Annotated in this window: 15 protein-coding genes; all 15 read right to left on the bottom strand. The window is 56.5% G+C overall.

What is annotated here, in order from left to right:
* Positions 1-55: 55 nt before the first annotated feature.
* Positions 56-610 carry a transglycosylase domain-containing protein gene (locus HNE05_RS10385; RefSeq protein ID WP_173206620.1) on the bottom strand — a complete coding sequence of 185 codons (555 nt, stop codon included), beginning with the start codon at positions 608-610 and terminating at the stop codon, positions 56-58.
* Between the two features lie 75 nt (positions 611-685).
* Positions 686-1063, bottom strand: a complete 378-nt coding sequence (locus HNE05_RS10380) for a hypothetical protein (protein WP_173206617.1) — start codon at positions 1061-1063, stop codon at positions 686-688.
* 87 nt (positions 1064-1150) lie between these two features.
* Positions 1151-1483 (bottom strand): DUF4288 domain-containing protein, encoded by a 333-nt coding sequence (locus HNE05_RS10375; protein ID WP_173206614.1) that lies wholly within the window; start codon positions 1481-1483, stop codon positions 1151-1153.
* A 516-nt stretch (positions 1484-1999) separates the two neighbouring features.
* A complete protein-coding gene (locus tag HNE05_RS10370; RefSeq protein ID WP_173206611.1) occupies positions 2000-2452 on the bottom strand; it encodes a hypothetical protein in 453 nt (150 codons plus the stop codon).
* A 99-nt stretch (positions 2453-2551) separates the two neighbouring features.
* A complete protein-coding gene (locus HNE05_RS10365) occupies positions 2552-3007 on the bottom strand; it encodes a hypothetical protein (RefSeq protein WP_173206608.1) in 456 nt (151 codons plus the stop codon).
* Positions 3008-3107: 100 nt separating this feature from the next.
* Positions 3108-3509, bottom strand: a complete 402-nt coding sequence (locus HNE05_RS10360; protein WP_173206605.1) for a hypothetical protein — start codon at positions 3507-3509, stop codon at positions 3108-3110.
* A gap of 130 nt (positions 3510-3639) precedes the next feature.
* Positions 3640-4134: a hypothetical protein gene (locus HNE05_RS10355; protein ID WP_173206603.1), complete on the bottom strand. Its 495-nt coding sequence runs from the start codon at positions 4132-4134 to the stop codon at positions 3640-3642.
* 107 nt (positions 4135-4241) lie between these two features.
* On the bottom strand, positions 4242-4628 hold the full coding sequence (locus tag HNE05_RS10350) for a hypothetical protein (protein ID WP_173206601.1): 387 nt from the start codon (positions 4626-4628) through the stop codon (positions 4242-4244).
* Positions 4629-4702: 74 nt separating this feature from the next.
* On the bottom strand, positions 4703-5074 hold the full coding sequence (locus HNE05_RS10345) for a hypothetical protein (protein WP_173206599.1): 372 nt from the start codon (positions 5072-5074) through the stop codon (positions 4703-4705).
* 77 nt (positions 5075-5151) lie between these two features.
* On the bottom strand, positions 5152-5625 hold the full coding sequence (locus HNE05_RS10340) for an OsmC family protein (protein ID WP_173206597.1): 474 nt from the start codon (positions 5623-5625) through the stop codon (positions 5152-5154).
* Positions 5626-6242: 617 nt separating this feature from the next.
* A complete protein-coding gene (locus tag HNE05_RS10335) occupies positions 6243-6614 on the bottom strand; it encodes a hypothetical protein (RefSeq protein WP_173206595.1) in 372 nt (123 codons plus the stop codon).
* A 111-nt stretch (positions 6615-6725) separates the two neighbouring features.
* A complete protein-coding gene (locus tag HNE05_RS10330) occupies positions 6726-8681 on the bottom strand; it encodes an acetoacetate--CoA ligase (RefSeq protein WP_173206593.1) in 1956 nt (651 codons plus the stop codon).
* 315 nt (positions 8682-8996) lie between these two features.
* Complete coding sequence (locus HNE05_RS10325; protein WP_173206591.1) at positions 8997-9893, bottom strand: hydroxymethylglutaryl-CoA lyase; 897 nt, start codon at positions 9891-9893, stop codon at positions 8997-8999.
* A gap of 186 nt (positions 9894-10079) precedes the next feature.
* Entirely contained in the window at positions 10080-12026 is a 1947-nt protein-coding gene (locus HNE05_RS10320) for an acetyl/propionyl/methylcrotonyl-CoA carboxylase subunit alpha (RefSeq protein WP_173206589.1), read from the bottom strand.
* The gene (locus HNE05_RS10315) at positions 12023-12823 is read right to left on the bottom strand and encodes a gamma-carboxygeranoyl-CoA hydratase (protein WP_173206586.1); all 801 of its coding nucleotides are present in this window, start codon (positions 12821-12823) and stop codon (positions 12023-12025) included. Before HNE05_RS10315 ends, HNE05_RS10320 begins: the two co-directional genes overlap by 4 nt.
* Positions 12824-12863: the final 40 nt, after the last annotated feature.

Below are 12863 nucleotides of genomic sequence, written 5' to 3'. Positions count from 1 at the left end.
AAGGGGCCGGCTTTAGCCGGTCCCAGCGAACGAAGTGAGCGATTTGAGCGCATTGTTAGATGCCACCTCCAAGGCGGTTGAGGATTCTGTCACGATGCTTAGCTAGTGCAGCCTGGTTCTTGGAGAACAGGTTGGGGGCTGTAGGCCATGCAGCAACAGTTGCTGCCTCTGTATTATTAAGTTTGGATAACTCTTTGTTAAATAATTTCTGAGCTATTGACGCTAGGCCAAAAGAGCGACTTCCTACGAATACGCGCGAGCAGTAAATGCTCAGCAGCTCTTCCTCTGAGAGGTGTAGCTTCAATAGGTAGGGTGTAATAGCGCCAACAAGATGCCAGCGAAGCATGCTTCTTGGCTCAAAGTACGGAGTTGATTGGGTGATTATGATGCGGGAAACCAGAGCATTGATGCCCCTAGGCTCTGAGGCTAAAACCATTTCTGTAATTAGTTCTGGAGGATTTCTCTCTTCAGGTGCGCCATTCTTTGCCAGTTCTTTAGTAGCTTCAATTCTCGGCTTTAGCCATAGCATGTCGAAGGTGGCAATTGCTCCAACCGGCAAAACGAGTGCTGCCGAAGCTATGTATATGAGTAGGCGGCGCAAGAAGTGCATGTGGCCTCTAACGTTTGGTTAAGGGGCCGGCTTTAGCCGGTCCCAGTGAGCGCAGCGAACGAATTGAACCAATTGTTATGCTGCGCGCTTCCATATGTGCTCGGATTTGAAAGAATAGAAATAGAGTGGGATTAATATTATAGCGATGATACTTGCGGCTAAAGCGTAAGCAGCTATTCCCAAAGTGTCGTTAGCATCAAGGAGCAGCGGCGCTGCCTCAGTTAGGCTGTAGATACCGAGGGCTAGATTTAACAGGAAAGCTGCAATTGATATTCTTTTAGTCCCTACTGCTTTTTGATACGCGTAGCCGTACAGGCAGAATTGTCCGAATATCTGGATTGCTAATGCAATGATATCAATGGCGTCAGGTCGGATGTAGGCAAAAGGAAGCGTTAAGACTGCAAATATTATGAGCGATGTGGATATCCAGAATATTATTTTCCATATCAGCATGGATTTTTTTGCTCCGGGCATAACGATTAAGCTAAGGGGCCGGCTTCGCCGGTCCCAGCGAACGGAGTGAGCGCTTTGAGCGCATTGTTAGGTACCAGCATTGTGCGATTTTGGGTAATAGCGGCGAATGAACGCTTGGCTACTGAGCTCTGTTCGTGCGCTACGAGAGAAGACCTCAATGCCACTGGCCGGAGTAGCGCCAAGCCAATATGCGTGCCACCAACCGGTAGGCTCTATGCAGTAATTGGCCTGCTCGTCGTTTGCACAGTATTGAGCTGCCTCTAGCTCCGCAAGATCTAATGCGTGCTCGAAGCTCTCGGCTTCAAAGAGCACCACTCTTTCTTCTATGCGGTCTGTGGCACCACCCGCTTTCATATACCAGCGGAAAAGCCCTTTGACTGAATACCACTCCTTGGCCATTTGCGGTACCTAACGTTTGGTTAAGGGGCCGGCTTTAGCCGGTCCCGAGTGAGCGAAGCGAACGACTTTGAACCATTTGTTAGGTCTTGGCTTCGATGCAATAGCCACGCTTTGCGAAAAAATTGCTTGGATTTTCTAGGGTTTGCCATGACGGCATCGAGAAAGTGGCCTAGTTCTAGATACGCCTCAGAACATGAAGTGTTAGCTGCTATTGCTTGCCGATATGACCTCTCAGCCTCTGTGAGTGCAGGCGCTTCTTCATAGTCACAGAGTTGAATTAGATCCCCACGCATGATCCAGAGGCGATAACTGTTGGGATATTCGGCAATCGCCTTATCACACAGCGTAATAGTTTCCGGTGTTGGTTCATTGTCATTACGTGAAGGCCAGCGGCTTTTGATGAGCTCAATGTATTCTGCTTCTTTCATGGCTCATAAGACCTAACGATTAAGCTAAGGGGCCGGCTTCGCCGGTCCCAGCGAACGGAGTGAGTGATTTGAGCGCCTTGTTAGGCATTTACACAGTACTCCTTACTAATTGCGAAGCTCCGTTTATAATTAGCTCTCGGACTCTCCTGCCTTCAGGTGTGCAATCATGGCGAATTGGGGCGTCTTCAGACTCTGGTGGATAAATTTTTAGTAAACCTAATTTTTCCAAATAATATAGGCGCTCATGCAAAATGTTTTTTGGTATTGGAACTGTATAATTAAATCCTATGGCTTCGGTGAATGAAACAAGCAGAAAAAGATCAATTTCATCTGTCGAGAGTACTGATATTTTTTCCAGTTGCTCCTCAGTTAGGCTTTGGGCATGCATCTGTTGCCTCATTTGAATTTCAATATCCCCGGCCCTAATTCCATTGAATCTAGAAATTAATTTCTTTATGGGGTCTCTCAGTAGGTATGCAGCAATAAGAACGACAATGGGCCATGAAGAAAACTCAACAAGCTTCAAAATTATTTCATTCATAAGACTTTCTCAATGTAGATGCCTAACGTTTGGTTAAGGGGCCGGCTTTAGCCGGTCCCGCAGTGAGCGAAGCGAACGACTTGAACCAGTTGTTAGCCATTAGGTGCCAAGGAGTACACCGCAGGCCAAGACAGTGCTGCATAACACCGTTTGATTAGCTAAGAATCCTATACCAAAGCCTAGGAAGCCAGTAGTAAAGGCGAGAACTGGTTTGTTTTGCTTTGAAAATCGACTAATGATTCCGGTGATTAGTAGACCAATAAACGCACCGGGCAATGAAAATATATGACCTAGACCAAGTAGGTCGTTTGTTGCTGATGGTGCCCAGTTTGCTTGGATATAGATTCCGAAGGTTAGCCCAGCAGCAAGAACTGCGCCGGAGATAAATAGGGGCTTTGTCTTAATGAGAGCGCTTGGGATGAAAGTTAATAGGAAAACTGATTCGTAGTACCAGTGTCCGATGAAAAGGACATCACCTTTCGTTAGAGTAATAGCAGCCACAACAGCAATTGCTGCTGTTGTGGTGATCGCGTCCGTGCGTAGTGTCAGATTCATTTTGGTGGCTAACGTTTGGTTAAGGGGCCGGCTTTAGCCGGTCCCGAGTGAGCGAAGTGAACGACTTGAACCAGTAGTTAGGTGCTGTCGACTTTGCTAATTAAATACCAATTGCTTTTTTTGTGCTGTTGGTTAGGCTTTCGAAGCGTCGAGATAAAATCTGGTCTTGTTTTTTGCCGGAAACAATAGTGTTGTTCGAAACATCAAATAGTACAGCGCTCTTGCCGACAACTTTTCCATTCTCAAGCATTTCATAATCAATTGCGCTTGTTGATGGATTGAATGATGCTTTTATCTTTACGCCAATAGGTGGCGGGCCAAAAAGTAATGCACCAGTTCCATCTGCTTCAAGATATATGGCTTGACCTTTAATTAGTAGTTCGCCGCTTAACACAGCGTCTTTGCTTGCCCAGATGCCTACAATATTTTCTGGAATAACATCTGTTTTTGGCGTGCATCCAAGAGCAAGCAGTGACCATAGAATAATTGCGATGCGTTTCATATTGGCACCTAACGTTTGGTTAAGGGGCCGGCTTTAGCCGGTCCCGAGTGAGCGGAGCGAACGACTTGAACCAATTGTTAGGCTCTGCTTCTTGTAGGGTCAATAGCCTCTACATTTAGAGTTGAGCTAGCTAGTAATTGCTTTCTGTCGGCAGTACAGGCTGATTACTCTCGCTTCTAAGAGAAGGTATTAGGTCTTTGTACGTAAGCTCAAAGTTACTGGGCATTTCTACTATATTAAATGTTGCAGTTTTTAGATCGTCTGTTGATGTGCCAGTAAGCTTGTAAGTTTTTCCAGCAAGCACCTCTAAATCTATCGAGGTGTGGCCAAAGTAATTTGCAAATTTATATTTGACCGCTATCGAATGTTTGCCTGGGGTGAGATATACGACGGACGGGCAATCGCTTATTAATCCCAATTTATAGTAGCTCTTACCGTCGACTTTACATATAAAACTCATTTCGCCGCTAAAGCCACCCCAAACACTGTATACCGTTGCAATGTCAGATGCCGGCTTTTGTGGTGGGCTGTAGGCATGAGCTCGAATGAGATCTTTGGGTCCGGCACAAGAGGCAAGCAATGGAGTCAAGAGTGCCGCTAAAAATAATGATTTTGTATTTTTCATTTTAAAAGTGATGCCATGAATGTGTTGGCCTAACGTTTGGTTAAGGGGCCGCGGAACGTGGTCCCGAGTGAGCGAAGCGAACGGCTTGAACCAATTGTTAGAGCGACTCAGGTGATTCGGCCTAACTGAAAAATTGGCAGATACATTGCCAGAATCATGGCTGGTATAACAATGACAAGGCTTATAACGCCAAGTAGGCACGAAGCCAAAGGGCGCCGCTGAGTTTTTGGCCAAAAAATGCGTGCGGCTATGACAAATATAGGGAGCGTCCAAAGCCACAGGTGATAGCTCAATGCAATATGAGTTATCAGCGGGACTTGTGCGCCGAAGCCATTGAATACCTGTTGGAACTGCGGAATAACTAACGCTGGGACAAGTGCAGCAATAAGCGCGCAAACCAGCCCCACGATCAGCTGGATGACAGCAGCTAAATCATTGCTTGACTTCGGGGCGGCTTCAAAAGCTGACTCAGGAGTTTGGTATGGATTTGTCATAGGCTCTAACGTTTGGTTAAGGGGCCGGCTTTAGCCGGTCCCGAGTGAGCGAAGCGAACGACTTGAACCATTTGTTAGAGGTCATGCACCGGCACCGTTGTGTCGAATGCAAGAAAATCTCCAGACTCTAAATCTTCATAAGTACAGGCCGTTCCATCGTAGCAGTAGTTTCCGTGCTTAAATTCTGTGTGTACGCGTAGAAGATCAGTCGTTGATTTTAATGAGTTTGGCGGCGACGAAAATGAAAGAACAATAATGTTTCGCGAGTCGTTTCGCAGGATGCTCCTGGGGCGATTGCCAGCTACAAGCTCAGAGATAGCAATTTTTTGAAGCTGAGAAGAGAGCTGGGACCAGAACTCATTGGCCTTGGCATTTCCAAAGCCGCTTCCATCCCATGCTATCTCGTTTACGGATACTGTATTTGGTCCGAGTTGCTGCACTGCCATGTGCTGACCTCTAACGTTTGGTTAAGGGGCCGGCTTCGCCGGTCCCAGCGAGCGGAGCGAGCGATTTGAACCAATTGTTAGATGGCAACATGCACAGGCTCGCAGCGCAATTCTGTTTTTACTGAGTTAGCAATAAAACACTCTTGATGTGCGTCATGGTGCATTTTTTCAATTTGTTCTCGGGAGGGCGTTACTTCTCCTGAAAAAATTACTTCGGGTTTAAGTGTGACGAGCGTCATTGCTAGCTTCCCCTCTGAATTTTTCTCCATTACACCAATAGCTTTGTCAGCGTAACGATCTACGCAGAATTTCCGCTTGGCCGCGATGGAGAGAAACCAGAGCATATGACAACTGGAAAGCGAAGAAACAAATGCTTCCTCGGGGTCAATCGCTGCTGCGTCTGACATGGGAATAGGTACTACATGTGGAGATGAAGATCCTGGAATTTCGATGCCACCGTCAAAGCGTAGGATATGCTTCCTACTGTAGCGGTTGCTGAGAAAGTCTTGCCCATTCCGTGTCCAAATAACTTCAGCAACATACTCTGCCATGGGGTTGCCTTCTAACGTTTGGTTAAGGGGCCGGCTTTAGCCGGTCCCGAGTGAGCGAAGCGAACGGCTTGAACCAGTAGTTAGAAGCCAATTGCACTAAAAATGTTACATAAATAAACGCGACTAACAACAATGCTGCTTAGTAAGACGCCAATAACGAAGGAGATTATAAGCACCCAGAATAACCTCCATGTGGCTCTGCCATAGCCTGAGGCGTCAGTGCCAAATAATGTAAGTGGCTCCTCGGTTGATTTTCGAGTTTTTTGAGTGGTTAGCCTAAAGTCGAGAAGGCGTGTTATTACTGCTGCCGACCCAACAAGCGAAGAGATTAGGAAAGATAGTAGTGCAATAATAAATAATGCAGCGAATATTCCGGAAGGGTTAAATGATGACTCTCGTGCCAAGGAAAATAAAAAGCCTAAGCCCGCTACGGATAAACCAGAAAACAAAGATAGCGCCGTAGAAAGCTGACCTATGGTTTGCGCCTGCCATCGTATAAAACGATCGTTAGACAACTGTGATCCCTCCTTGGCTTCTAACTATAAGTAGGCGACACGCCTACATCTGGGAATATTCCCACATCTGGAAATATGTCTCCAGATGTGGGCATTGAGTGTCTATATCTGACCATCATTTTCGATGATCCGATCTTTCAACCCGAGTTTGATGGCGTCGCCGTAGCGGATGCGCCAGACCTTTTTCTCCAGGTCCCATTTACCGCCCGCCCTTAGGAGCAGACGCCGCAAATCCTCCTCGTCGTAGTGGATACGCAAAGGAACGAGCTGGCGGTTCTGATACAGGCGTTGGGCGGTGAGGTTCAGCCCCGGAGTGGGGGCAGGTTTTGTTTCGATGATCAGTTCAACCGTGGTGTAGCTGAGCTGTTTGTCGCGGTCGAGGCGGTAGCGTACGGCGAGGAGTTGCTTGCCGTAGAGTTCCACCAGGCGTTTGGTGCCGTTGCGACCGGGCTTGAGGGTTTTGACAACTTCCATATCGTCACCTGAGCAAGAAGGGCAGAGTGCCCGATCAGCAGTCTGCCCCAATGCTGGCACTTTGCTCAATATGGTGCCGGTTGCTGCGCCGTTGGACGCTGATTGAGTTTGTCAGTCCCGCAGTTGCGGCAGGTCGCGGTAAAGCTCCAGCGCCTGTGGGTTGGCCAGGGCGTCGGTGTTCTTCACCGGTTTGCCGTGCACCACGTTGCGTACCGCCAACTCGACGATCTTGCCGCTGATGGTGCGCGGGATGTCGGCCACGGCGATGATCTTGGCCGGCACGTGGCGCGGGGTGGTGTTGGCGCGGATGACCTGGCGGATCTGCGCCTGCAGCTCGTCAGTCAGCGTCACGCCGTCGCGCAGGCGGACGAATAGCACCACGCGCACGTCGCTGTCCCAGTCCTGGCCGATGGCGATGGACTCCAGCACCTGCTCGACCTTTTCCACCTGGCGGTAGATCTCGGCTGTGCCGATGCGCACGCCGCCGGGGTTGAGCACTGCGTCCGAGCGGCCATGGATGACCAGGCCGCCGTGCTCGGTGATTTCCGCGTAGTCGCCGTGGGCCCAGATACCGGGGAAGGTGTCGAAGTAGGCGGCGCTGAATTTCTCGCCGTCGGCATCGTTCCAGAAGCCGATCGGCATCGAGGTGAAGTGCTGGGCGCAGACCAGCTCGCCTTTCTCGCCGATCACCGCCTGGCCGGCCTCGTTCCACACCTGCACGTCCATGCCCAGGCCCTTGCATTGCAGCTCGCCGGGCCACACCGGCAGCACCGGGTTACCCAGGGCGAAGCAGGAGACGATATCGGTGCCGCCGGAGATGGACGACAGGCAGACATCGCGTTTGATGTCGCGGTAGACGTACTCGAAGCTCTCGTGGGCCAGCGGCGAGCCGGTCGAGAGGATGGCCTTCAGGCGACTCAGCTGGTGCGTCTCGCCGGGTTTGGCGCCGGCCTTCTCCAGGGCGGCAAGGAACTTGGCACTGGTGCCGAAGAGGCTGATGTTCTCTGCATCGATCAGGTCGATCAGGCGCTCGGCACCCGGATGGAAAGGCGAGCCGTCGAACAGTACCAGGGTGGCGCCCAGGGCTAACCCTGAGACCAGCCAGTTCCACATCATCCAGCCGCAGGTGGTGTAGTAGAACAGGCTGTCGTCGGCCGTGAGGTCGGTGTGCAGGCCGAGCTCCTTCACGTGCTGCAGCAGGGTGCCGCCAGCACCGTGGACGATGCACTTGGGCACGCCGGTGGTGCCGCTGGAGTAGAGGATGTACAGCGGCTGCTCGAAGGGCACCTGGGTGAACATGGGTTCGCCGCCGGCCTGGTAGAAGTCGCTCCAGAGCGCGACTTTGGCCGGGGTCTTGAAGTCTGCCGCGCGGGCCTGGGCGTTGGAGTAGGGCACCACCAGCAGTTGTTGCAGGGTCGGCAGACGTTCGAGGATTTCGTTGAGTTTGCCGGTCAGGTCGAGGTTCTTGCCGGCGTAGCGGTAGCCGGCGGCGGCGATCAGCACCTTGGGTTCGATCTGGCCGAAGCGGTCGATCACGCCCTGGGTACCGAAGTCCGGCGAGCAGCTCGACCAGGTGGCGCCGAGACTGGCGCTGGCGAGCATGCCGACCACGGTCTGCCAGGTGTTGGGCATAAAGGCGGCCACGCGGTCGCCGACACCGACGCCAGCGGCTTTCAGGCTCTGTTGCAGGCCGGCGACATGCGCGGCCAGCTCGGCATAGGTCAGTTGTTCGCGGCTGCCGTCTTCGCCGATGGCGACCAGGGCCGGATGCGTGTCGCGGCGGCGCAGCAGGTGTTCGGCGAAGTTCAAGGTGGCGCCGGGGAACCAGTGGGCGCTGGGCATGGCGCTGCCTTCGGTCAGCACGCACGCGGGCTGCTGGCTGAAACGGATCTCGAAGAAGTCGACGATGGCCTGCCAGAAGGCTTCGCGCTGGACCACGCTCCAGGCGTGCAGGGCCGGGTACTCGGCCAGCTGCAGGGCGTGGCGCTGGTTGACGTAGCGGCGGAAGGCATCCATGCGCGTAGCGGCGATGCGGTCGGCGGAAGGGGCCCAGAGCGGTTGGTGCATCTCGATTCCTCGATTGTTCTTGTCGTTCGCGCCAGCCCGGAGGCGGCGGATGGCACAGCCTAAAGTGTTGCTCGGCGCCGGCTACAGCCGCTGCCGTTGGTCTGCCGGGCTGCGCGCGGTGTCGCTGTGGCGTGGGCGCTACGGTGTGATCATTGCTGCAGTTGGCAGGCGCTGCGGGCTTTACAGACTGTCAGGAAAAGCTGACAGGGGTTGTTCCGTAGCGTGTGTAGTTTTCCCGGATTGCATCCAGGCTACGTCCGAGCACTCCCTCTCCCCCGGCCCCTCTCCCGTGAACGGGAGAGGGGAGACAAGCTGCTAAAGCTGTTTGGCCCTGGCCACGCGTGAGCCGTTGGGCTTGCCGAGCACGTTGCAGATGCGTTGGCCGGCGGTGATCAGTTGGTCCATGTCGATGCCGGTGTCGATGCCCAGGCCGTTGAGCAGGTAGAGCAGGTCTTCGGTGGCGACGTTGCCGGTGGCGCCCTTGGCGTAGGGGCAGCCGCCCAGGCCGGCGACCGAGCTGTCGAATACGCTGATGCCTTCCAGCAGGCTGGCGTAAACATTGGCCAGAGCCTGGCCGTAGGTGTCGTGGAAGTGCCCGCCGAGTTTGTCGCGCGGGATATTGCCGGCACAAACCTCGAACAGCCGGCGGGTGGCGCCGGCGGTACCGGTGCCGATGGTGTCGCCGAGGGACACTTCATAGCAGCCCATGGCGAACAGCTCGGCAGCCACGCTGGCCACTTGCTCGGGCGCCACTTCGCCCTCGTAGGGGCAACCGAGCACGCAGGAGACATAGCCGCGCACGCTGATGCCGTGCTGTTTGGCGGCGTCCATGATTGGCACGAAGCGCTGCAGGCTGTCGCTGATCGAGCAGTTGATGTTCTTCTGCGAGAAGGATTCGCTGGCCGCGGCAAACACCGCGACTTCCTTGACCCCGGCAGCCACGGCGGCCTCGAAGCCCTGCATGTTGGGCGTCAGTGCGCCGTAGACCACGCCGGGCTTGCGCTGGATCTGCGCGAACACTTCGGCGCTGCCGGCCATCTGCGGCACCCACTTGGGCGAGACGAAGCTGCCGACCTCGATATAGCCGAGGCCGGCGGCGCTCAGTTCGTCGACCAGGCGCACCTTGTCGGCCACGCTGATCGGCTGTTTCTCGTTCTGCAAACCGTCGCGCGGACCGACTTCGACTAGGCGGACGTGGTGGGGCAGGTTCATGCATGTTCTCCGTAGGGGGGATGGCGCTTTATCCATCCACCGTTGTTTGGTGGAAAACGCTTCGCGGTTTTCCACCCTACAAAATAGGGTGCCTGTAGGGTGGATGTCGCTTTCTACATCCACCTTTGTGCCCGCGCTGATCCCGATGGTGGACATAGAGAGCGATGTCCACCCTACGGCTGCTGGTCAGCTTTGTTCCAGCTCCACCAGCGCCGCGCCTTCGCTGACCATATCGCCTTCGCCGCAATACAGTGCCTTGACCGTGCCGGCGTGCGGCGCGCGGATGCTGTGCTCCATCTTCATCGCCTCCAGCACCACCAGGGCAGTGCCGGCCTCGACGAGCTGGCCGGGTTCGACCAGTACACGGACGATGCTGCCGTTCATGGGTGCGGTCAGGCCGCCCTGGTGGGCATGGCTGGCTTCGGCGGCGGCAATCGGGTCGAAGCGGGTGATCGGGTGCAGCTCGCCGTGCCATTCCAGGTACAGGGTGTCGCCCTGGCGGATGGCCTGCAAGCGGCGTTGTACCCGATCCTGCCCGGTGCCGATCAGCGTCTCGCCGACCAGCTTGGCCTGGCCGCTGGGGCGGGCCTTGTGCTCGCGTTCGCCGCTGCACAGGTGCAGCTCGCTTTCTGCCGGCAGGCCGGCGCGCCAGCCGCTGCGGGCGCTCCAGGGCGAGTGGTAGTCGTCGTGGCGCAGCTGCTGTGGTTCGCTCTGCAGCCAGGCGTCGGCGGCCAGTTGCCAGAAGGCTTCGGGCAGCTCGGCAGGCGCCGGCAGCAGGACGTCCTGATGACGGGCGATAAAGCCGGTGTCCAGCTCCTCGGCGGCGAAGGCAGGGTGGGCGAGAATGCGCCGCAGAAAGGCCAGGTTGGTCTTGAAGCCGCCCACGGCCGTTTCGTCGAGCATGGCCAGCAGGCGCTGACGGGCTTCCTCGCGGTTCTCGCCCCAGGCGATCAGCTTGCCCAGCATCGGGTCGTAGAACGGCGAGACTTCGTCGCCTTCAGTCACGCCGCTGTCGACGCGGCGGCCCGGCCCGCTGGCGGGTTCGCGGTAGAGGGCGAGGGTGCCGCTGGCCGGGAGGAAGTCGTTTTGCGGATCTTCGGCGTACAGGCGCACTTCGATGGCATGGCCATTCAGCGGCACCTGCGCCTGGGTAATAGGCAGTGCTTCGCCACGGGCCACGCGAATCTGCCAGGCGACCAGGTCGAGACCGGTGATGGCTTCGGTGACCGGGTGCTCCACCTGCAGGCGGGTGTTCATCTCCATAAAGAAGAACTGGCCGCGAGCGTCGAGCAGGAACTCGACTGTGCCGGCGCCAACATAGCCGATGGCCTGTGCGGCCTTGACCGCCGCTTCACCCATGGCACGACGCAGTTCGGGCGACAGGCCCGGTGCCGGAGCTTCTTCGACCACTTTCTGATGGCGGCGCTGGATCGAGCAGTCGCGCTCGTTGAGGTACAGGCAGTTGCCGTGCTGGTCGGCGAACACCTGGATCTCCACGTGGCGCGGCTTGAGTACGTACTTTTCCACCAGCATGCGCGAGTCGCCGAAGGCCGATTGCGACTCGCGTTGCGCCGACTGCAGCGCTTCAGCCAGCTCGGCTTCACGCTCGACCACTTTCATGCCCTTGCCACCACCGCCGGCGGCAGCCTTGAGCAGCACCGGGTAGCCGATGCGCTCGGCGGCGAGGCGGAAGGTTTCCACGTCCTGCGCCTCGCCGTGGTAACCGGGCACCAGCGGCACCCCGGCGTCTTCCATCAACGCCTTGGCAGCGGACTTGCTGCCCATGGCATCGATGGCGCTGGCGGGCGGGCCGAGGAACACCAGGCCGGCGGCCTCGATGGCGCGGGCGAAGCCGGCGTTCTCGGAGAGAAAGCCGTAGCCCGGGTGGATAGCCTGGGCGCCGCTGGCCTTGGCCGCAGCGATGATCTTGTCGACCAGCAGGTAGCTGTCGGCCGGCTTGGCGCCGCCGAGGTCGACGGCCATATCGGCCTCGCGCACATGGCGGGCATTGCGGTCGATGGCGCTGTGCACGGCTACCGTGCGCAGGCCCAGGGCCTTGGCGGTGCGCATCACCCTGCAGGCGATCTCGCCACGGTTGGCGACGAGGAGGGTGGTGATCTGCTGCTGGCTCATGCTTGGGGCTCCTGCCAGGCCGGGGGACGTTTGTTGAGGAAGGCATTCAGGCCTTCCTGGCCTTCGGCGCTGACGCGGATGCGCGCGATGGCGTTCTCGGTGTAACGGCGCAGCACCGGACTGAGCACGCCACTGGCGACTTCGCGCAGCAGGTCTTTGCTCGCTTGCATGGCTTGCGGGCTGTTGAGCAGCAGGTTGCTCACCCAATTTTCCGCCTGGGTATCCAGCTCGGCGGCCGGGTAGGCCTCGGCGAGCAGGCCCAGTTCACGGGCGCGGTTGCCGTCGAAGCGTTCGGCGGTCAGCGCGTAGCGGCGTGCCGCGCGTTCGCCGATGGCCTGCACGACGAAGGGGCTGATCACCGCCGGAGCCAGGCCGATGCGGACTTCGGAGAGGGAGAACAGCGCGTCATCGGCGCCGACGGCCATGTCGCAGCAACTGACCAGGCCCACCGCGCCGCCGAAGGCCGCGCCCTGCACCACGGCCAGGGTGGGGATCTGCAGGGCATGCAGGCTGTACATCAGCTCGGCCAGCTCATGGGCGTCGGCCAGGTTGGCGTTGTAGTCGAGGGTCGCCGAATGCTGCATCCAGGCCAAATCGGCGCCCGCGCTGAAGTGCTTGCCGCGCCCGCGCAGCAGCAAAAAGCGCAGAGTCTGGTCGCCGGCCACCGCTTCGAGGGCGAGGATCAGCTCGCGGATCATCTGCGCGTTGAAGGCGTTGTTCTTCTCCGGGCGATTCAGCCACAGGGTGGCGAAGCCGCGCGGGTCTTGTTCGAGTTGTACGGTGGTGAAGTCGGTCATCACTGCTGTCCTTGGGTAGGGTGGAAGACGCTTTTTTCTT

This window comes from Pseudomonas campi (assembly GCF_013200955.2).
Taxonomy (GTDB): Bacteria; Pseudomonadota; Gammaproteobacteria; order Pseudomonadales; family Pseudomonadaceae; genus Aquipseudomonas; species Aquipseudomonas campi.
This window is presented reverse-complemented; position numbering and strand designations above follow the sequence as displayed.